Raw genomic sequence first — 18794 nt, 5'->3', positions numbered from 1 at the left:
CCTCTTTCTGTCAGGCCAGCAACTCTTTCAGATTTAATTCTTCACTGATTTGCTTGACCCAGGCGCTAACGCGTTCGCCGGTTAACTCTGGCTGACGGTCTTCATCAATCGCCAGACCCACAAAATGGTTGTCATCCGCCAGGCCTTTTGAGGCTTCAAAATAGTAACCTTGCGTTGACCAGTGGCCGACAAGAGTGGCCCCGCGTGGCTCGATAATGTCACGGATGGTTCCCATGGCATCACAGAAATATTCTGCATAATCTTCCTGATCGCCACAGCCAAAAAGCGCAACCAGTTTGCCTTCAAAATCAATTTCTTCAAGCGTTGGGAAGAAATCGTCCCAGTCACACTGCGCTTCACCGTAGTACCAGGTCGGAATACCCAGCAGCAGAATGTCAAAACGCTCAAGGTCTTCCTTGCTGCTTTTGGCAATATCATGCAACTCGGCAACGTCGCTGCCCAGTTGTTGCTGGATAGTCTTGGCAATATTTTCGGTATTGCCTGTGTCACTGCCAAAAAAAATGCCTATGAGAGCCATAGATAAAATAACCTCTTGATTCCTAAGGGTATGGTTTCTGCGTCACCCGCGATCCGCTAATCATAACAGACGCGCTCAGATGGATAAACGTGTATCTGTAACCGTGGCGGCAAATGGTAAAGCGAAATGAACTGGCTGCTTTTTAACCTTGCCCTTAATGTTTTTTTAATTTTTTTAAAATACCATATATAGCCTATATAACTGAATATATGGATAATTAGATAAATATATAAATTATATTAGCTTTTAAACCGGTATCTCGATCTAAATGTGCCTTTGTTTTTGACGATTACAGAACATAGTGCTTCTATAAAATGTAAATACGCACACTGTTTTTTACACAGCGATGACCATAATAAATTCTGTCACGCCAGTTTGTGTGATGTCAGATTCAGTTGCATCTGCCACAACACGTCTTACCCGACCAAAAGCTCACATATGGAGTCAACTATGCAATTCCTGAAAAATATTGCCATTCGCACCGCAATGCTCTGGGTGCTTGGTGTCTTCTGTGTGTTATGGATTGCGGTTTCGGTCTATACCATGTACTCGTTTCGTACCATGAATGAAACGTCCAAAACCAGTGCATTGCTGGTCAATAATATGAACCTGGTTAACACCGGTAACGATCAGTATTTCCGCATGGTAACGCGCCTGGCACGGGCGATTGATTACCGCCAAAGCAATGACAACCAAAAAGCGGATGAGCAGCAGAAATCGTCACAGGCGGCGCTGGATTTACTGAAATCCAATCTTGAGGCGTTTAAAAAAATTGATCATGCAGGAATGTCGCAAGAATTGGTTGACGCGGTCATTCGCGACTGGGGCAATCTTATCACTCAGGGTGTTGAACCCATGTTCCAGCGAGCCGCGGATAAAAAGCTCGATGAATACGATAAATATGCCAAAGATATCGTGCCAGCATTTAGCCGCCAGTTTAACGTGTCGTTTACCGCTTTCAATAAAGCCGGTTCTGCAATGTTTGTTGATGCGGGCGTTCGGCTGGAGAGCATTACAGGGGTGGGGCAAACCATCTTGCTTGCAGGCCTGGTTGCAGGCCTGATCATGTTGTTCCTGACCGATCGCTACCTGGTAGCGTATCTGGTTCGCCCGCTCAATGATTTGCGCGATCACTTCCAGGTGATTGCCGATGGCCGTCTGGGTAAACCGATTCTGGATTTTGGTAACAACTGTGTCGGTAAACTGTTCCCGTTATTGCGGCATATGCAGAGCAGTCTGGCCAATACCGTCAGCACCATTCGTCACAGCGCAGATTCTATTTATCAAGGTGTGTCAGAGATAGCTTCAGGCAATAACGATTTGGCATCCCGTACGGAATCTCAGGCGGCGGCGCTGGAAGAGAGTGCCGCAAGTATGGAAGAGTTGACATCGACCGTGAAACAGAATGCGGAAAATGCCAGCCATGCCAGCCAGTTGGCGCGTCAGGCGTCGAAAACGGCCAGCAAGGGGGGCGAACTGGTTGATAACGTGGTGAAAACCATGGCGGAAATCTCCGGTAGCTCGAAGAAAATTGCTGAAATTACCAGTGTTATTAATGGAATAGCATTCCAGACCAATATTCTGGCGTTGAATGCCGCGGTAGAAGCGGCGCGGGCCGGTGAACAGGGGCGCGGGTTTGCGGTGGTGGCAGGCGAAGTCAGAAGCCTGGCACAGCGCAGTGCGCAGGCGGCCAAGGAGATTGAAGGGCTGATTGCCGAATCTGTACGCTGTGTCGATAACGGATCGAGCCTGGTGGCTGATGCCGGCACCACCATGAGTGATATCGTCAAAGCGGTAACGAACGTGACCGATATTATGTCAGAGATAGCCACCGCATCAGATGAGCAGAGTAAAGGTATTGCTCAGGCCGGGCTGGCTATTACGGAAATGGATGGAGTAACGCAGCAAAATGCGGCACTGGTGCAACAGGCTTCTGCGGCAACCCGTTCGCTGGAAGAGCAGGCGATGGTGTTGACCGAGGCGGTTTCGGTGTTCCGTTTGACGGAAGAGCAATCCGGTGCGGGTATGGCAAGGCGCGATCGCCCGGTTGCGCCTAAAGCGGTAGCGGCACCCGCGAGTAAAGCGCTGCCAGCCGCGACGACTGCCCGAAGTGCCAAAGGCAGTGATAACTGGGAAACGTTCTGATGAAGTAAGTGAACAACCGAGTTGGGCGTCATGGATGACGCCAGAGAAAAGCCGAACAACAAGCAGATGGTTACAGGGTTTACCGATTCAGGTGCACAAAAACAAAAAGGGGGAGCAACACAGTGAAGGCATCACGGTTTGGTCAAAAACAACTCTGAATAAATAATATTCGAATCAAAAGGCTGTTCTGGCCAATAATCACCTAAACAGACCATGACTAGCGTTAATTAACGACCGTCACCATTAACATGGTTTATCTGCCAGCTGTGCCAGCAACATTTGCTCAATTAATTCGCTTCGGCTGATATTTTGTTTCTCCGCCAGCGCGTTGAGAATATCTACCGCCTCGCTGTTGATTTTTAATTCAACGCGTCGCAGCCCACGCACCCGGTCACGCCGCAATTGGTTGCGTTTATTAATCCTCAACTGTTCGTCGCGAGAGAGCGGACTGGTTTTGGGCCGCCCCGGTCGGCGCTCATTCGCGAACAGATCAAGCGTAGTGCGATCCGTTTGTTCTTTTGCCATAGGTTGTGGTCGTGCAAGAAATCCGGCCAAAATGCCAAACCGTACTACTGATGTTATTCGCCCTTGCTTCAGGCAACAGCATCAGAGACGTGTTCACGGCGTTTTGATGATATGTGGTTAATGATGCAAGCGGCCAGCCAGCCGTTCCTTACTGCGCGCGCCATCATACCTCAGCCGTTGCGGCGGCGACAACGGTTTACTGGCGTCCATCCCTTATTTAAACAACGGATTGACGCCGTTTTCACCCCGAGGGGGTAAGTTAGATATCACGCTCGGTTTCGTGTGCATCGAAGAAGCGGTGAATGGCACGTAACACCGCGTCGGTTTTTTCCGCGTGAACCCAATGCCCGGCTCCGCTGACAACATGCGCTTTCGCATTGGGAAACTGGCGTAACAGTGCGTCACGGTGTACATCATCAAGATACGGGGAGAGGCTGCCACGAATAAACAGAATCGGGCCGTACCAGGGGGCGATATCTTCCCAGCCGACGATATGCGCGTATTGCTCCCACAGCACCGGCACATTGAAGCGCCATTCGCCTTGCTGGAAGGATTTGAGCAGAAACTGAACTACACCTTCTTCGCCTGCCAGATGCGGTCGCATGATGTCAGCAGCCTCGGCGCGTTGAGTTACTCCGGCATCACTTACCGCGTGAAGCGCGGCAAACACGTTATCGTGGCGGCGAACCTGATAATCAACCGGTGCGATGTCAATGGCCACGATGCGTTCAATGCGTTCGCCGAGTGACGCGCTCAGCGCCATCGACACTTTTCCGCCCATCGAGTGGCCGATGAGGATCACACGTTGCAGCCCTAATTCCTCGATAAGCGCTTGCACATCCTGCGCCATGGCCGCGTAATTCATCTCTGGTGAGCGTGGTGACAGGCCGTGGTTACGCAGGTCTATCTGCAAGATATCATGATGTTTTTGCAGACTGCGCGCCAGTACGCCAAGATTATCCAGATTACCGAACAGGCCGTGAATCAGAATGACCGGTAATCGATGCTGCGGCTGCTGTGCATTTTGCCAGCGATAATTCAATTTCATGGTGAAGTTCATTCAGAGAGACAGTAGCTTAGGGTATCATGACTTTAGCATGCGTCTGTGCCGGGGATAAATCCTGTCAGGGCCTCTGTCAGAATCGTGCTACCGGCTATCGTGTGTTGATGATGGCGTTATCAATGATTGTGCTGTCGGGTGTGGCGCGATGCCAATCAGTAGTACGCCGCAGGGGGCAATTGCAGAGGCGGTTCGGATAATCCCGAATGTAGACTGCTGTTTCCTGTGGCTGTGCGCAGGTTGGGCATAGCCTGTATAATTTCTGACGATTGATTAAAGACATAAAACAGTACTGGATAAAGATGAAAACTATTGAGGTAGACGACGAGCTTTACCGTTATATCGCCAGCCACACTCAACATATTGGCGAAAGTGCATCGGATATTTTACGGCGCATGTTGAAGTTTGACCGTACGAGCACCGTCGCCGTGGTGGCATCCACGGTGTCAGAGATTCAACGTGTCGAACCTGCCACGCCACAGCCTGCCCGCGATCGGGTAAGAACCATGCGCGAGTTGCTATTATCGGATGAGTACGCCGAGCAGAAAAGGGCGGTCAATCGTTTCATGATGGTGCTGTCTACGCTTTATTGTTTATCACCCGAGGCATTTGCTGCGGCAACCGAGTCGTTGCACGGCCGCACGCGGGTCTATTTCGCTACCGATGAGCAGACATTGCTGTTGCACGGTACCCAGACCAAACCCCGCCCGATTGAGGGCACGCCCTATTGGGTTATTACCAATACGAATACCGGTCGTAAACGCAGCATGGTTGAGTACATCATGCTGGCGATGCAGTTCCCGCCGGAATTGACAGAGAAAGTTTGCGGCACCATTTAAATCACTGCGTCAGGAAGAAACGCCAATGGCTAATCACCCAAGAGCCGGACAACCTACCCGGCAAAGCGACCTGATTAATGTCGCACAGTTGACGTCACAATATTACGTGCTGCGCCCGGAGGTTACCGATCCGGCTCACAGCGTGAAGTTTGGTACATCCGGTCATCGCGGCAGTGCCGCCCGCCACAGTTTTAACGAAGCGCATATTTTGGCCATCGCCCAGGCGATTGCCGAAGAGCGTAGCCGCCAGGGGATTACTGGCCCGTGCTATGTCGGTAAAGACACCCATGCGCTGTCTGAACCGGCGTTTATCTCCGTGCTGGAAGTGCTGACGGCGAACGGTGTGGATGTCATTATTCAGCAAGACAACGGATTTACCCCGACACCAGCGGTATCCAATGCGATTTTGGTGCACAACCGTCAGGGCGGCGCGCTGGCCGATGGCATTGTGATTACGCCTTCGCATAATCCGCCGGAAGATGGCGGCATCAAGTACAACCCGCCTAACGGTGGCCCGGCCGATACCAACCTCACCAGCGTGATTGAAAAGCGCGCCAATGCGTTGCTGGCCGATAATCTGCGTGAAGTGAAACGCCAGTCGCTGGATAAAGCACGCCAAAGCGGGCATTTGCACGAGCGTGATCTGGTGGAGCCGTATGTGGCGGCCCTCGGTGATGTGGTGGACATGGCGGCTATCCAGCGTGCGGGCCTGAAGCTTGGCGTTGACCCGCTCGGTGGTTCAGGTATTGCCTACTGGCAGCGTATTGCCGAGTATTACAAGCTGGATCTCACACTGGTCAATGACGCCGTTGACCAAACATTCCGCTTTATGACGCTGGATCACGACGGTGTTATCCGTATGGATTGTTCCTCCGTTTCCGCGATGGCCGGTTTACTGGCGCTGCGTGATAAGTTTGATTTGGCGTTTGCCAATGACCCGGACTATGACCGCCACGGGATTGTAACCCCGGCAGGGCTGATGAACCCGAACCATTATCTGGCGGTAGCGATTAACTACCTGTTCCGCCATCGCCCGCAGTGGAGCGAGTCGGTTGCGGTGGGCAAAACGCTGGTATCCAGCGCCATGATAGACCGTGTGGTTGCCGATCTTGGCCGCAAACTGGTAGAAGTGCCGGTTGGCTTTAAGTGGTTTGTCGATGGGCTGTTTGATGGCACGCTGGGCTTTGGCGGCGAAGAGAGCGCCGGGGCTTCATTCCTGCGTTTTGACGGCACGCCGTGGTCAACCGATAAAGACGGTATCATCCTGTGTCTGCTGGCCGCTGAAATCACCGCCGTGACCGGTAAAAACCCGCAGCTGCATTACGATGCGCTGGCAGAACGCTTCGGTGCACCGAGTTATAACCGTATACAGGCACCGGCCACGCATGCACAAAAAGCGGCGCTCTCGAAGCTTTCGCCAGAGCAGGTATCAGCCAGTATGCTGGCCGGTGACCCGATAACCGCTCGTCTGACGGCAGCACCCGGTAACGGCGCATCGATTGGCGGCCTGAAGGTAATGACCGATAACGGCTGGTTTGCCGCGCGTCCCTCCGGCACCGAAGAAGCGTACAAGATTTATTGCGAAAGTTTTCTGGGTGCGGAACACCGCGAGAAAATCGAACAGGAAGCCGTGGAAATTGTCAGCGCAGTATTAAGCCGCGCACAGTAACCTCCCGGCGTTGCCCGTTAGCATCAGGCGCTGTAGCAACAGCGCCTTTTTTATCGCCAAAGGCGCTATCCTAACGCCACCAACAGTGCACCGGCCGAGATAAGCGCCACGCCGATGCCCGCCAGCCACGATATTTTTTCCCCCAGCAATAGCACCGCCAGAATAACGGCGAACACCACGCTGAGTTTGTCGATAGGCGCGACTTGCGCCACGTTGCCGCTTTTTAACGCCATAAAGTAAAACAGCCAGGACAACGCACCAGCAACACCACTGAGGATGATAAACAACATGGCCTTATGGTTGGCGAGTACCGTGCCAAACAGCGATGATTTACCTTGCATGACCACAACGCCAACCAGAAACAGCGCCATGATCACCGCCCGGATGGCGGTGGCGGTATTGGCATCAAGTTGTTGCAGACCGATTTTACCAAACAGTGCGACCAGCGCGGCGCATAACGCCGACAGTAAGGCATAAAGTAACCAGCTACTCATGGTTATTGTTCTCGCAGATCAAAAGGATGATGCTACGCCGGAGCCCTGCCGGGTGCCAGCTATCGTTTAAGGCATAAACCGGTAACCGATGGCGGTTTCCGTCAGAAAATGGCGTGGGCGGGCTGGGTCATCTTCCAGTTTCTGGCGCAGGTGGCCCATGTAAATGCGCAGGTAATGACTGTGCTCAACCGCATTCGGGCCCCAGACCTGATTGAGTAACTGGCGCTGGGTGAGCACTTTGCCGGGGCTGGCGAGCAATGTTGCCAGCAGCCGGAATTCGATGGGGGTTAAATGCAATTCACGTTGATTGCGCATCACCTGGCGGTTTATCAAATCAACCGTAACGGTGGAGAAGGTAATCAGCGGTGTTTCCTGTGCAGGCGTGCTAAAGCGGCGCAGCGCCACCCGCACCCGCGCCAGCAACTCCCCGATGCCAAAGGGTTTGGTCAGGTAGTCATCTGCTCCTGCATCCAGCGCGTCTATCTTGTCCTGCTCATCGGCCCGGGCGGATAGCACAATCACCGGAATTGCGCTCCACTGACGCAAGTCGCGGATGTAATCTATGCCATCACCGTCAGGCAGGCCGAGATCGAGAATGATCAGGTCGGGTTTGCGGGTCGCGGCTTCTATCAGGCCTCGCTGTAGCGTCTCGGCATCGAAGACGCGAAAACCTTCGGCCTCCAGCGCTTGACGAACAAAGCGCCGGATCTCTTTTTCATCTTCGACAATCAAAATAGTGGGTTGCAACCGCGTTATCACTCCATCTCTTCAGGTTCGAGTACCGGTGGGGGTGCCAGTGGCAACGTAAAATGGAACACCGCTCCCCCTTCATCGGCGTTGGTCGCCCAGATGCGTCCACCATGAATTTCCACGATAGCCCGGCATATTGCCAGCCCCAGACCGACACCGGGAATAGAGGATTCTTTATGCCCGCGGGCGAATTTGTCAAAAATCACCTTCTCCTGGCCTGCCGGAATGCCGGGGCCGTTATCCTGTACCCGTACTTCCAGCATCTCGCCTGCGCTTGCCGTTACGACTGGCGCGGCAGAAAGGGTCAGCGTGGCGTGATCGCCGGCGTACTTAATGGCGTTTTCCAGCAGGTTAATCAGCACCCGTTCAATCAGGCTGGCATCACAGTGCACCAGCAGCATCTCTTCTGGCAGGTGCAATTGAATAGTATGGTTTACCAGCGAGTTTTCCAACTGGCGTAGCGCACTGCCGGTCAATTCTTCCAGTGTTTGCCACTCTTTACGCAGGTTAAACCCATCAGACTGAATGCGTGCCATATCCAGCAAGTTATTCACCAGTCGGGTGGTGCTCAGAATATGCTGGCGAATTTGACTGGCCTGCGGCGCATAAGGCGAGCCTTCTGCTGCCAGATTTAGCGTCAGAATTTCCGCCTGACCAAATAGCACGGTCAGTGGGGTGCGCAGGTCATGCGATAAGGCGGCCAACAGCGAATTACGCAGTTGTTCACGCTCGGCATCAAGCCTTGCGTTTTCCGTGCTTTTTACCAGATACAGGCGCTCGAGTGCATTGGCTATCAGCACCGTAAAGGTTTCCAGCAGGCGTTGCTGTTCGGGGATCATCAACTGGCGCGTATTATTCGGCTCAATGGCTATCCCGAAGGTTTGCTGCGGTGTCGCCAGCGGCAAAATCTGATACGGCACGCCCGGCAGGGTAGTGGTGCCAGCGCCCGCGGGCGCGGCATGGTCATAGCTCCAGCGGGCAATGGCGTTATCAACCGTCAGGCTGTCCGGCTCCTCTTGTGTGGTCTGGTACAGTGCTGCCGTGGGGCCTGCAACCGGGTCAGCCAGCAAAATGGCAATCTTGGCCTGAAACGTTGAGCGCAGAAAATGGTGGCTGGCGTTAGCGATATCCTGCACCGTCAGGCTGCGGTTCAGTGCCCGTGACATCTCATAGAGGTGGCGTACCCGTTGTTCTCGATAGCGGGCCACGCGCGCCTGGTAGCGCACTCCGGCCGTCAGGTTGCCGACCAGTATCCCGATTATCAGCATCACGGCAAACGTGACCAGATATTGAGCGTCAGCCACCACGAAGGTGCCTTTGGGTACCACAAAGAACAGATCGAAGCTGGCGACGTTGATCACCGCTGAGAGCACCGATGGCCAGCGGCCATAGAATAGCGCGATGATCACCACGGCCAGCAGGTAGAGCATCACCAGGTTAACCGGCTCCAGCATTGAGAAGGGCGACCAGAGTGCCAGCAGTGTCACCAGCGCGCACAGGAGTATGGCAACGCTACAGCCGTAGAACTGGCGTCGCCATTTGTCCATCAGGCTGCGGCTATCGGTCAGGCTGCGCGTATCAGGTGTTTTGGTGGTGAGCGGCCCGTTATCGTCTTGTACCGAGACTATCACCAAATCCAGGTCCGGCCCGAGTTTGCCGAGCTTTTCCGAAAAACGGGTGCGATACCAGCCACCAAAGCGCTGCTCGGCATGGCGGCCAATCACAATTTTACCCAGATTATGCTCGCGGGCGTAGCGCAAGACGGCGCGCTCGACGGACGGGTCGGATAAGGTGGCGGTTTCTGCCCCCAAATCTTGCGCCAGCTTCAGTGCGCGCAAAATGGCGCGGCGTTCGCCCTCAGGCAAACGGTGCAGGCGGGGGGTTTCTACATAGATAGCATGCCAGACACTGCCAAGGCGTGCCGCCAGCCGTGCCGCAGTACGCACCAGTTTTTCATTGCCCAGCCCCCGGCCAATGCAGAGCAAAATGGCATCGCGGGTATGCCAGACCCGTTCACGGCCCTGACCGGCGCGCATCGCCCGCATCTGGTCATCAACCCGGTCAGCCATGCGCCGCAGCGCCAGTTCACGCAGCGCCAGTAAATTGCCTTTGCGGAAAAAATTCTCAATGGCCCGCTCGGCTTGCACCGGCAGGTAAACTTTGCCTTCGTGAAGACGCTGGCGCAGGTCATCCGGCGGGAGATCCACCAGCACCACCTCGCTGGCGTCATCCAAAATCGGGTCAGGGACGGTTTCCCGCACGCGGATGCCGGTTATCCCGCCGACAATATCGTTGAGGCTTTCCAGATGCTGGACGTTTACCGTGGTGAACACATCGATACCGGCATCCAGTAACTCTTGTACGTCTTGCCAGCGTTTGGGGTGTCGGGAGCCGCGAATATTGCTGTGTGCCAGTTCATCTATCAGAATCAGCGCCGGGCAGCGCGCCAGCGCGGCATCGAGATCAAACTCATGATGATGGCGACCGTAATGACTGATTTTTTTCATTGCCAGACATGGCAGACCGCCAAGCTGTGCGGCTGTTTCGCTGCGTCCGTGTGTTTCCACCACCCCCACCAGCACATCCAGCCCTTGCGCGTTGAGGCGCTGCGCCTCCTGCAACATGGCATAGGTTTTCCCCACGCCAGCACAGGCACCAAAGAAAATTTTCAGTTTGCCGCGCGGCTGTTGCTCAATTTGACTGAGCAGGTCATCCGGGTTGGGGCGCTGCTGTTCCGGGTCGGTCATTACGGTTCCTCATCAATTGCGCTACGCGCCGGATACCCGGCGCGATGACTCAGTGCTGTGTGGCCAGCGCATCCAGCGCCAGGTTCAATTCTACGACATTCACCACCGGTGTTCCGATGAATCCGGGCCACGGCGTACTGGTATAGCGGGTGATAAGTGTGTCTATCTGTTGCGCGGATAATCCGCGTACCTGCGCGATACGGGGAGCCTGATAGCGCGCCGCCGCCACAGAGACGTGTGGGTCAAGTCCGCTGGCTGAGGCGGTGACCAGGTCTACCGGCACCGGGGCGCTATTCCCGCTGCGTTGATGCCAGGCCGCGACATTTTGCGTAATGGCTTTATCCAGCGCCGGATTGCTGGGCGCAAGGTTGCTGCCACCGGATGATTGCGGGTTATAGGCGGTGTCTGTAGTGGCTGACGGGCGGCCTTGAAAATAGCCCTCGCCGCTAAAGACCTGGCCAATAAGCGAAGAGCCAACCACCTTATCCTGTTGGTAGAGCAGTGAGCCGTTTGCCTGACGGGCAAACAGCAGTTGCCCGAGTGCGGTGCTCAACAACGGGTAGGCCACACCGGTAATCAGGGTCATCAATAACAATAAAACCAGTGAAGAACGAAGCGTATTCATGATGTTATCTCTTCTCAGGCAAGCCCGGTAGCAGTCAGAATCAGGTCAATCAGTTTGATGCCGATAAACGGCACCACCAGCCCGCCCAGCCCGTAAATCCACAGGTTACGGCTCAGTAATGCCGCCGCACTCATCGGTTTATACCCCACGCCTTTTAGCGCCAGCGGGATCAGAAAGACGATGATTAACGCATTGAAGATAACCGCGGAGAGCATCGCCGAGGCCGGGGAGTGCAACTGCATCACCATTAAGGGCGTTGAGTTGGGGTAGGTGGCGGCAAATGCTGCCGGAATAATGGCGAAATACTTCGCCACATCGTTGGCGATACTAAAGGTGGTGAGCGAGCCACGGGTCATCAGCATCTGCTTGCCGATGTGCACCACTTCGATAAGCTTGGTCGGGTTGGAGTCCAAATCCACCATGTTGCCCGCCTCTTTGGCGGCCTGAGTACCGGAGTTCATTGCCACCGCCACATCAGCTTGCGCCAGCGCTGGGGCATCGTTAGTGCCATCGCCGGTCATCGCTACCATGCGCCCTTGTGCCTGATACTGGCGAATCAGCGCCAGTTTGGCTTCGGGTGTGGCTTCAGAGAGAAAATCGTCCACACCGGCTTCAGCGGCGATTGCGGCGGCTGTCAGCGGGTTATCACCGGTGATCATCACCGTTTTAATACCCATGTTACGTAACTCGGCGAAGCGCTCTTTGATACCGCCTTTGACGATATCTTTTAGCGCCACCACGCCGAGTACCCGTTTGCCTTCGGCAACCACCAGCGGTGTTCCCCCCTGGCGTGCAACCTCGCTGACGGCGTCTTCTACCTGTGCGGGGAACAGCCCCTGATTGGCGTCAATATAGCGACGCAGGGCATCGACCGCCCCTTTGCGGATGGTTCGGCCCTGAATGTTGACGCCGCTCATCCGGGTTTGCGCCGAGAACGGCACAAAGGTGGCATCCAGTTCTTGCAAGGCGCGCTCACGCAGGCCGAAGCGCTGTTTGGCCAGCACCACAATACTGCGACCTTCCGGGGTCTCGTCGGCTAATGATGCCAGCTGTGCCGCATCGGCCAGCGCCTGCTCGCTGACGCCCGGAGCCGGAATAAAGGCCGAAGCCTGACGATTTCCGAGTGTGATGGTGCCGGTTTTGTCTAACAGCAGTACGTCAATATCCCCGGCGGCTTCCACCGCACGGCCGCTGGTAGCAATCACATTCGCCCCGAGCATCCGGCTCATCCCGGCAATCCCAATGGCTGATAGCAACCCGCCAATGGTGGTTGGGATCAGGCACACCAGCAGGGCGACCAAGACGGTCATGCTGATAACCGTACCGCTGTTATTGGCCAGCACGCTAAACCAGGAGAAGGGCGCGAGCGTGGCGACCACCAGCAAAAAGATGATGGTGAGTTCCACCAGCAGGATGGTGAGAGCCACCTCATTCGGGGTTTTACGCCGTTTGGCGTTCTCTACCATCGCTATCATCCGGTCGATAAAGGTTTCACCGGGGTTGACGGTACACTGGATGATGAGCCAGTCAGACAGTACCCGGGTGCCGCCGGTAACGGAGGAAAAATCGCCGCCGGACTCGCGGATAACCGGAGCCGATTCGCCGGTTATCGCGCTTTCATCGACGGAGGCTCCCCCTTCCAGTACCTCACCGTCACAGGGGATCATCTCACCGGCAACGACGCGCACGATATCGCCTTTGCGCAGGCTTTCCGCGGGCACTTTCTGGGCGCTGGCTGTAGTGCTGGCGCTGGCAAGTTTGTTGGCCCAGTGCGTCTTTTTCATCCCTTTCAGGGTTTGTGCCTGGGCTTTACTGCGGCCTTCAGCCAGGGCTTCGGCAATGTTGGCAAACAGTACCGTTACCCACAGCCACAGTGCAACGGCACCGGTAAAACCGGCATCGCCGGTGGCTTGCCCGCACAGAATGGCAAGCCAGACACCGCTGGTCAGCAGGCTGCCGATATACACCACGAACATCACCGGGTTACGCCACTGTACGCGTGGGTCGAGTTTTTTTACTGCATCCACCAGTGCGCGGCGCAGCAGGGCAGAATCAAAAAGCGTTTGCTGTTTACGGATCATGTTCTTTTTCTCCGGCTCAGTGAACCAGACTGGACTGTAAATGCTCGGCAACCGGGCCTAATGCCAGCGCCGGGATGAAGTTCAGTGCGCTAATCAACAAAATGATGGTGATGAGCAGGCCAATGAACAGCGGACCACGGGTGGAAAGTGAGCCTTTGGTTTCGGGCTGACGTTTTTTCGCCACCAGTGAACCGGCAATCGCCAGCACCGGGATCAGGGAAGAGAAGCGCCCCAGCAACATGGCAACCCCCAGCGTCAGGTTATAAAACGGGGTGTTAACACTCAGGCCGGCGAAGGCACTGCCGTTGTTGTTAGCCGCTGACGAGTAGGCATAGAGCACTTCACTAAACCCGTGTGCACCGGGGTTGAGGATGCCCGCGCGGCCGGCCTCGGTGGCCAATGCCAGTGCGGTGCCAAGCAACACCAGCGCCGGGGTTATCAAAATAGCCAGCGCGGCCATCTTCATTTCCCGGGCTTCCACTTTCTTGCCGAGGTACTCCGGGGTGCGGCCAATCATCAGCCCGGCGATAAACACCGTTAGCAACACGAAGACCAGCATGCCGTAAAAACCGGAGCCAACACCGCCGAAAATCACTTCCCCTATTTGCATCAGCCACATCGGCACCATGCCGCCTAATGCAGTAAAGGAGTCATGCATGGCGTTAACCGCACCACAAGATGTCGCCGTGGTGATAGCGGCAAAAAAGGCGGAGGCCAGAATGCCAAAGCGGCTCTCTTTGCCCTCCATGTTTTGTGCGCTATCGGCACCGAGCGCCAGCAGATGCGGGTTGCCACTGACTTCGGCATACATCACGACGGCCGTTGCGGCTATCAACATCAGTGACATCGCCCACAGCAGGGTGTGGCCCTGACGACGGTCGTTGACCACCCGGCCAAAGCTAAAGCACAGCGCCGCGGGAATGAGCAAAATAGACAGCATTTGCACAAAGTTGGTCAGTGCGTTCGGGTTTTCAAACGGATGGGCGGAGTTGGCCCCGAAAAAGCCGCCACCGTTGGTGCCCAGCATCTTGATGGCTTCTTGTGAGGCTAACGGCCCCATCGGTAAGAGTTGCGAAGCGCCCTCCAGCGTGGTGATGTGTTGGTAGGGCAGGAAATTTTGAATACTGCCCTGGCTGATGAAAAACAGACTCAGCAACAGTGACAATGGCAGCAGCAAATACAGGTTAATGCGCAGTAAATCCAGCCAGCAGTTACCCAGCTCATGCGTGGTGCGGCGTGCGAAGGCGCGCATCAACACAAAGGCTACGGCAATACCGGTGGCGGCGGAAAGAAAGTTTTGTACCGTTAACCCCACCATCTGGCTGAAGTAACTGAGGGTGTTTTCACCACTATAGGCCTGCCAGTTGGTATTGGTGACAAAACTGATAGCGGTATTCAACGCCAGATGCCATGACAGCCCTGGCATCTGTTGTGGGTTCAGCGGCAGGAAGTGTTGATACATCAGCATCAGTGTCAGTGCCACAATGCCCAGTAAGTTGAACACCACGATGGACAAAGCATAGCGCTGCCAGCCCATTTCCTGGGTAGAAAAACCACACAGATGAGCGAAGCTGAGCTCATAGCGGCTCAGCCTCCCGGTTTCCCCGTCAACCAGCCGTGCCATGAACTGCCCTAATGGTTGGGCCATAATCATCAGGATGGCAAACAGACTGACAATAAATAAAAAGGCATCGCTGGACATCAGAAGTCCTCCGCATTGAGCAATGCATAAAAAAGATAAACCAGCAGCAGCACGACCAGCGCCCCGCCCGCGATCAGACCAGGATTCACTGTTTACCTCCGGTGGCATTCATAACCATGGTGTCAATATCCGAGATGTTCATCAGTATGAGGTGTGTTCAATCAAGGGCATGGTTCATACCCTGGCGCTCAGGCTACGCAGGGGCGGGAAAAGAAGGTGCAAATTTCCCGATGGCGGGCGTAAAAAAAGTATAAAAATGGTGAAGGATTAACCCTTTGGTGCATGCGGTTTTTTCCGGTGGCGTAAACCACCGACAGGTACCGCGCAAAAAAACAGCGCGGTAACGCCGGGTTAGCTGTTGCCGCTGGCAGGCAAGCACGGCGGTAAGTTGCCATATGGATGCATCATAAAGTTAACATTAATTTAACTTTATGATGTTTAAGGCCGTTTGCAGTGAACATGGGTTGTTATCTGGTCTGATGAGTGTAAAATTTAACCATATTCTTTTTTCTGTGATAACAACATCAGGAGATAACAGCATGTCGTATACCGTGTTCCCTTGGTATCGGGTGGCATTACGCCGTATAATGGTGATTGTGGTGGGGCTGGTCACGTTACCGGTGATGATGTTCTGGCATGAACGTGCCCGGTTTTACAGCTATTTACATCGCATCTGGCTCAAAACCAGTGACAAACCGGTGTGGCTGGAACAGTCGGAGCAATCCGGCGGGCACTTTTACTGACAGCCGGAATCGTACTGACAGCCGGAATCACAATATTATTGACCGCCATCGCCGATGTGGCGTGGTGATTGTCCATCAATGTTTCCCTCCTTCGCCCCTCTTAACATGTCAGGTTGTCGCGCAGGTTCCCGGTACGGCAGATTTTTCATGGCAACGGAATCTACCTTGGGTGTTTATCTGTTACAGAAAACCGGCATAATTCCGCTATGCTATTGAGATAACACTCTCTTTTAAATGGAAGGGGACTAACAATGACTGTCGAGAAGATTCCCGTAGGGATCAGTGCCTGTCTGCTGGGTAATCCGGTGCGTTTTGACGGAGGCCATAAACGGCTGGCATTTGCCGTTGAGCAACTAGAACCTTATTTCCATTTTGCGCCGATATGCCCGGAAATGGCGGTCGGCTTGCCAGTACCGCGCCCGGCGCTAAGGCTGGTTAAGTCAGACGATAATGATATTCGCATGCTCAGTAGCAATGGTTCCGGCCTGGATGTCACGGAGCCGATGCGGCGCTTTGCCGCTGAAACCGCGCCGACGCTTGCGCATCTTGGCGGCTACATCGTCTGTGCGAAATCCCCCAGTTGCGGTATGGAGCGGGTCAAGGTCTATGATGCATCGCAGAATAATGCGCGCAAAAGCGGTGTTGGGCTGTTTACCGAACAACTGAAAGCCACGCTGCCCTGGCTCCCGGTTGAGGAGGATGGCCGTTTGCATGACCCGGTGCTGCGGGAGAATTTTATTGCCCGGGTTTATGCCCTGCATGAGTTCAACCAGTTATGGCGTAGCGGTTTGAGCCGCGGAGCGCTGATGAGCTTTCACAGCCGCTATAAATTACTGCTTTTGGCACATTCGCAGCCGGAATACCGCAAACTGGGGCCGTTTGTCGCCACGATGGATAAATGGGACTCACTGGAGGATTTCGCTGCGCAATATCGTCTGTACTTTATGGACTTGCTGTCGCGCCCGGCAAGCCGGCGTAACCACACGAATGTGCTGATGCATGTGCAGGGCTATTTTCGTCGGCAACTCACCGCCGGGCAGCGTCAGGAACTGGCGACATTGATTGAACGCTATCGCCAGGGCGTGCAGCCGTTGTTGGCACCATTAACGCTGCTGCGCCATTACATGAGTGAATACCCGGATGCCTGGCTGGCACAGCAACGCTATTTCGACCCTTACCCGGAAGCGCTACGTTTGCGCTACGGGCATTAAACGCGTGTAAAAGCCCCTGGTGATACTGATGACGCGTAGCCTTCTGGCTCGAGGTGGTCAGTGCGCCGGGGTTTTTTGCCATGGCCGCGTTATTGGGGTGTCGTCACCCATATCAGCAAACCGCGTCACCCATAACAGATTCCCTTTTTCAGTTTATTGAGGATGGTTCATGACCACACATCTGGTCTGGTTTCGTCACGATCTGCGTCTTACCGATAATCTGGCGTTATCTGCCGCCTGTGAAAATCCCACTGCACAGGTCGAGGCGGTATTTATCGCCACGCCGGGGCAGTGGGCGCGCCACGCGATGTCGCCTCGTCAGGCGGCTTTTTTACAGGCTAACCTGGGCATGTTGCAGCAGGCATTGCAGGAAAAAGGCATCCCTTTGCATTATCACCAGTGTGATGATTTTGCTGGCACTGTGGAGTGGCTGGCGGCGTTTTGCCATGAACGGCAGGTGACAACGCTGTTCTACAACCGCCAGTATGAGTGGAACGAATGCCAGCGTGACCGGCAACTGGAACAAGCGCTTAGCGGGCGAACCGAATGCCGGGGATTTGACGACAGCCTGTTACTGCCACCCGGTAGTGTGGTGACGGGCAGTGGCGAGATGTATAAAGTGTTTACGCCGTTTCGTGCGGCGTTTATCCGCCGCCTGTTGCAAAGCGAGGTGCGCTCGCTACCGGCCCCTGCCGCCCGCCAACAGGGCGAATGCCCGATACAACCGCTGACGCCATTTTCTTACCCGACGCAGTGCCTTGCCAGACCCGAGGCGTTCACGCCACAAGGGGCTGATTTCCCGGCCGGGGAGCAGGCTGCGTTGCAGCGATTGCGGCAGTTTTGCCGCGAACAGGTGGCGCAATATCATCAGCGACGTGACTTACCCGCTCTAAACGCCACCAGCCAGTTGTCGCCCTATCTGGCGCTGGGGGTGATTTCGCCGCGTCAATGCATTAACCGTTTGCGCATGGAGCACCCGGAGGTGTTAACACAGCCGGAGAGCGGTGCATTCAGCTGGTTTAATGAACTGGTGTGGCGTGAGTTTTATCGCCATTTACTGGTATTTAGCCCGGCGTTGTGCCGCCATCAACCCTTTATCGGCTGGACGCGTCACATTGCCTGGCGCGAGGCACCGCAAGAACTGTTAGCCTGGCAACGGGGGGAAACCGGTTATCCCATCGTGGATGCGGCCATGCGCCAGTTGAACGCGACGGGCTGGATGCATAACCGCCTGCGTATGATTTGCGCCAGTTTTCTGGTCAAAGATTTGTTGATCGACTGGCGCGCTGGCGAGCGGTATTTTATGGAACAACTGCTGGATGGCGATCTGGCGGCAAATAACGGTGGCTGGCAGTGGGCAGCCTCGACCGGTACCGATGCTGCACCCTATTTTCGCATTTTTAACCCCACCACGCAGGGGGAACGCTTTGACCCGCAAGGGGATTTTATTCGGCGCTGGGTGCCGGAACTTGCCATGATCCCCGGTAAAGCGGTGCATCAGCCGCATGTCTGGGCGGTGCGCCAGCGGCGTCAGCTCGCCTACCCGTCGCCGATGGTGGATCATAAACAGGCGCGCGTGCGCACGTTAGCCGCGTTTGAAGCGGCGAAGCGCGCGGAGTCTGCATAAGTCGCAATAGCCAGATTATTTGAACGAATCAAGGAGCA

The 18794-nt window shown here is 55.0% G+C and carries 16 protein-coding genes; 6 read left to right on the top strand and 10 right to left on the bottom strand.

The genetic code is table 11. The features are described 5' to 3' along the window. Nucleotides 1–10: 10 nt before the first annotated feature. Entirely contained in the window at nucleotides 11–538 is a 528-nt protein-coding gene (gene fldA, locus DAQ1742_RS13635) for a flavodoxin FldA (protein ID WP_035340761.1), read from the bottom strand. 450 nt (nucleotides 539–988) lie between these two features. Between fldA and DAQ1742_RS13630 the strand changes: the two genes are divergently transcribed. Further along, nucleotides 989–2683 carry a methyl-accepting chemotaxis protein gene (locus DAQ1742_RS13630; protein ID WP_035340763.1) on the top strand — a complete coding sequence of 565 codons (1695 nt, stop codon included), beginning with the start codon at nucleotides 989–991 and terminating at the stop codon, nucleotides 2681–2683. A gap of 243 nt (nucleotides 2684–2926) precedes the next feature. Here the strand turns inward: DAQ1742_RS13630 and ybfE are convergent, their stop codons facing one another. Both ybfE and ybfF read right to left on the bottom strand, forming a co-directional pair. Beyond that, entirely contained in the window at nucleotides 2927–3208 is a 282-nt protein-coding gene (gene ybfE / locus DAQ1742_RS13625) for a LexA regulated protein (RefSeq protein WP_035340764.1), read from the bottom strand. A gap of 259 nt (nucleotides 3209–3467) precedes the next feature. Next, on the bottom strand, nucleotides 3468–4256 hold the full coding sequence (ybfF, locus tag DAQ1742_RS13620) for an esterase (protein WP_035340766.1): 789 nt from the start codon (nucleotides 4254–4256) through the stop codon (nucleotides 3468–3470). Between the two features lie 314 nt (nucleotides 4257–4570). Here ybfF and seqA point away from each other — a divergent pair, with 314 nt between their 5' ends. Both seqA and pgm read left to right on the top strand, forming a co-directional pair. Beyond that, a complete protein-coding gene (gene seqA / locus DAQ1742_RS13615) occupies nucleotides 4571–5107 on the top strand; it encodes a replication initiation negative regulator SeqA (protein ID WP_035340767.1) in 537 nt (178 codons plus the stop codon). 25 nt (nucleotides 5108–5132) lie between these two features. Continuing rightward, a complete protein-coding gene (gene pgm, locus DAQ1742_RS13610) occupies nucleotides 5133–6776 on the top strand; it encodes a phosphoglucomutase (alpha-D-glucose-1,6-bisphosphate-dependent) (RefSeq protein ID WP_035340768.1) in 1644 nt (547 codons plus the stop codon). A 65-nt stretch (nucleotides 6777–6841) separates the two neighbouring features. Here the strand turns inward: pgm and DAQ1742_RS13605 are convergent, their stop codons facing one another. From DAQ1742_RS13605 to kdpF, 7 genes are all read right to left on the bottom strand, one after another. After that, a complete protein-coding gene (locus DAQ1742_RS13605) occupies nucleotides 6842–7270 on the bottom strand; it encodes an EamA family transporter (RefSeq protein ID WP_035340770.1) in 429 nt (142 codons plus the stop codon). 66 nt (nucleotides 7271–7336) lie between these two features. Then, nucleotides 7337–8017 (bottom strand): two-component system response regulator KdpE, encoded by a 681-nt coding sequence (kdpE, locus tag DAQ1742_RS13600; protein ID WP_035345829.1) that lies wholly within the window; start codon nucleotides 8015–8017, stop codon nucleotides 7337–7339. A gap of 8 nt (nucleotides 8018–8025) precedes the next feature. Continuing rightward, nucleotides 8026–10767, bottom strand: coding sequence for a two-component system sensor histidine kinase KdpD (gene kdpD / locus DAQ1742_RS13595; RefSeq protein WP_180706150.1), 2742 nt, complete (start codon nucleotides 10765–10767; stop codon nucleotides 8026–8028). A gap of 49 nt (nucleotides 10768–10816) precedes the next feature. Continuing rightward, a complete protein-coding gene (gene kdpC, locus DAQ1742_RS13590) occupies nucleotides 10817–11392 on the bottom strand; it encodes a potassium-transporting ATPase subunit KdpC (protein WP_035340777.1) in 576 nt (191 codons plus the stop codon). 14 nt (nucleotides 11393–11406) lie between these two features. After that, nucleotides 11407–13473 carry a potassium-transporting ATPase subunit KdpB gene (gene kdpB / locus DAQ1742_RS13585; RefSeq protein ID WP_180706149.1) on the bottom strand — a complete coding sequence of 689 codons (2067 nt, stop codon included), beginning with the start codon at nucleotides 13471–13473 and terminating at the stop codon, nucleotides 11407–11409. 16 nt (nucleotides 13474–13489) lie between these two features. Then, nucleotides 13490–15175: a potassium-transporting ATPase subunit KdpA gene (gene kdpA, locus DAQ1742_RS13580; RefSeq protein ID WP_035340781.1), complete on the bottom strand. Its 1686-nt coding sequence runs from the start codon at nucleotides 15173–15175 to the stop codon at nucleotides 13490–13492. Continuing rightward, the gene (kdpF, locus tag DAQ1742_RS13575) at nucleotides 15175–15264 is read right to left on the bottom strand and encodes a K(+)-transporting ATPase subunit F (RefSeq protein ID WP_035340783.1); all 90 of its coding nucleotides are present in this window, start codon (nucleotides 15262–15264) and stop codon (nucleotides 15175–15177) included. The genes kdpA and kdpF overlap by 1 nt, the downstream gene beginning before the upstream one ends. Before the next feature lie 450 nt (nucleotides 15265–15714). On the opposite strand from kdpF, the gene DAQ1742_RS13570 reads away from it, so the two are divergent. From DAQ1742_RS13570 to phrB, 3 genes are all read left to right on the top strand, one after another. Continuing rightward, nucleotides 15715–15918: a YbfA family protein gene (locus tag DAQ1742_RS13570; protein ID WP_035340785.1), complete on the top strand. Its 204-nt coding sequence runs from the start codon at nucleotides 15715–15717 to the stop codon at nucleotides 15916–15918. A gap of 251 nt (nucleotides 15919–16169) precedes the next feature. Further along, nucleotides 16170–17129: a YbgA family protein gene (locus tag DAQ1742_RS13565; protein ID WP_035340787.1), complete on the top strand. Its 960-nt coding sequence runs from the start codon at nucleotides 16170–16172 to the stop codon at nucleotides 17127–17129. 169 nt (nucleotides 17130–17298) lie between these two features. Beyond that, complete coding sequence (phrB, locus tag DAQ1742_RS13560; protein WP_035340791.1) at nucleotides 17299–18756, top strand: deoxyribodipyrimidine photo-lyase; 1458 nt, start codon at nucleotides 17299–17301, stop codon at nucleotides 18754–18756. Nucleotides 18757–18794 lie beyond the last annotated feature (38 nt).

Source organism: Dickeya aquatica (genome assembly GCF_900095885.1).
Classification (GTDB): domain Bacteria; phylum Pseudomonadota; class Gammaproteobacteria; order Enterobacterales; family Enterobacteriaceae; genus Dickeya; species Dickeya aquatica.
Note: the sequence above shows the minus strand (reverse complement) of the source record. Positions and strands in the feature narration are given on the sequence as shown.